The organism is Psychrobacillus sp. (genome assembly GCF_056205495.1).
The window spans coordinates 1-2,316 of record NZ_JBAEAP010000519.1; the positions used below are offsets into that span (position 1 = coordinate 1).

Here is a 2,316-nt window from a genome sequence, read left to right on the forward strand (position 1 = left end):
AGAATGCTTATCAACTTTTACACCCTCGATTGCTGATAAGTCAATTTGTTCTCCAGAGTTAACCATAGCCATCGTTAGGTTGGCACGTTCCTCATCATTCATATCTTTGAAGTAGATTGCCATTAGTAATGCACTAGCTTGATAATCAGGAATAGAACCGTTTGTATAGCCATCAATAAAGAAACTAATTTCCTCTTTTGTTAGAGCATGGCCATCTCTTTTCTTTTCAATAATGTCATTCATTCTCATTTTCATACACGTCCTTTATTTTAATAAAGATAGGAAGCTTTCACCAAATGCAGTTGGCTTTACATCAAAGTTATCTGCAATTGTTGCTCCTATATCTGCAAATGTCATACGTAAAGGCAATTCTTTAATTTCTGTAAATCTAGGTGAATAAACAGTTAATGGAACAAATTCACGCGTGTGGTCTGTTCCTGGCATTGTAGGGTCGTTTCCGTGATCAGCTGTAATGATTAATAAATCATCACTTGTTAGCTTAGGAAGCGCTTCCTTCAAGCGAGCATCGAACTCTTCTAGAGCCTTACCGTAGCCAATTGGATCTCTGCGGTGACCATATAAAGCATCGAAGTCTACTAGGTTTAAGAAACTAATACCTGTAAAGTCTTTATCCAACGTTTCGATAAATTTGTCCATGCCATCCATGTTATCTTTTGTTCTAACTGTGGAAGTAATACCTTCCCCATTAAAAATGTCATTAATTTTACCAATCGCCATTACTTCTAAACCAGCATCTTGCAATTCATTCATTGCTGTACGAGCAAACGGTTTTAGAGCATAGTCATGACGATTTGAAGTACGAACAAAGCTTCCTGGCTCTCCAATAAATGGACGTGCAATGATACGACCAACTAAAAATTCAGGAGACAACGTCAGTTCTCTTGCGATTTCACAAATTCGGTATAATTCTTCTAATGGAACCACTTCTTCGTGTGCAGCAATTTGAAGAACTGGATCAGCGGAAGTATAAACGATTATTGCTCCCGTTTTCATATGCTCTTCCCCTAGCTCGTCTAAAATCTCTGTACCACTCGCTGGCTTGTTACCAATCACCTTACGCCCTGTTTTCTCCTCTAAAGCAGTGATAAGCTCTTCAGGAAATCCGTTTGGATATACTTTAAATGGTTTGTCGATATTTAACCCCATAATTTCCCAGTGGCCAGTCATCGTATCCTTGCCAACAGAAGCTTCTTGCATCTTCCCGTAATAAGCTGTTGGTTGATCTGCTGGAGCAATACCTTTAATAGAATCAATATTACCTAGCCCTAGCTTTTGCATTTCTGGCATTTTCAATCCATTCATTTTTTCTGCAATATGTCCAAGTGTATGTGAGCCAACGTCACCGAAGGCTGCAGCATCTGGTGCTTCACCAATTCCGACAGAGTCCATCACAATGACATGTATACGTTTAAATTTTCCCATAATTTCTACCTCCTACTTGTTCTTTATTAGTGTACCAAAAAATCTCCGAAAATAAATGTCAGACCTCTGACATTATGCACGAGGATGGTATTGTTTGTAAACTTCTTTTAATCGCTTTTTACTTACGTGGGTGTAAATCTGTGTCGTAGAGATGTCAGCATGTCCTAACATTTCCTGAACGGCTCTTAGATCAGCCCCGTTCTCAATCAAGTGAGTGGCAAAAGAATGCCGTAAAATATGTGGTGTAATTTCTTTTTTTATACCAGCAGCAAGGACATGCTTGTTTAGTAATTTCCATATTCCCTGTCTGGTTAAACGTTTCCCTCTTTGATTGATAAAAATAGCATCTGTACGTTCTTTTTTGAGTAGTGCAGGTCGAGCTTGTTCGATATAATTGCCACACGCACGCAATGCTGCTCCTCCAAGTGGAATAATACGTTCCTTCCCACCCTTACCAAAAACACGGACAAATCCCATCGACAAATGTAAATCCTCTAAATTTAGATTTAGACACTCACTTATACGCATACCACTTGCGTACATAAGTTCAAACATCGCAAGGTCCCTAACTCCCTGCGGCTTGGACACATCAATACTTCCTAAAAGGTTGTTCAGCTCCTCAACAGACAAAAAGTTTGGTAGCTTCTGCTCTAGCTGAGGAAGCTCCAGATGAATGGTAGGGTCGTTTGTTGTCACTTTCTCCCTTAACAAAAATTGATGAAAGGAACGGATAGACGAAATATGTCGAGAAACCGTACGAGCCGATTTACCTTGTTCTTTTAAATCTCTTAAATGTAAGATAATATGATGTCTTTCCACATCTGCTAAGCTCTTTAACTGCTGTATAGTGAAGATAGACTTTAAATAATCCGT

2 protein-coding genes and 1 pseudogene are annotated in these 2,316 nt (G+C 39.0%); all 3 read right to left on the minus strand.

What is annotated here, in order from left to right; all coding sequences use genetic code 11:
- A pseudogene (gene deoA / locus AC06OU_RS14730) lies at window positions 1–249 on the minus strand (pyrimidine-nucleoside phosphorylase); the annotation flags it as partial.
- A 15-nt stretch (window positions 250–264) separates the two neighbouring features.
- Entirely contained in the window at window positions 265–1,443 is a 1,179-nt protein-coding gene (gene deoB / locus AC06OU_RS14735) for a phosphopentomutase (protein WP_475856774.1), read from the minus strand.
- A gap of 72 nt (window positions 1,444–1,515) precedes the next feature.
- A partial coding sequence (gene xerD, locus AC06OU_RS14740) for a site-specific tyrosine recombinase XerD (RefSeq protein WP_475856776.1) occupies window positions 1,516–2,316 on the minus strand: 801 nt, incomplete at its 5' end.

Coding starts and splice junctions, on each gene's coding strand:
- deoB (WP_475856774.1), bottom strand. CDS start 1,443: ATGGGAAAATTTAAACGTATACATGTCATTGTGATGGACTCTGTCGGA.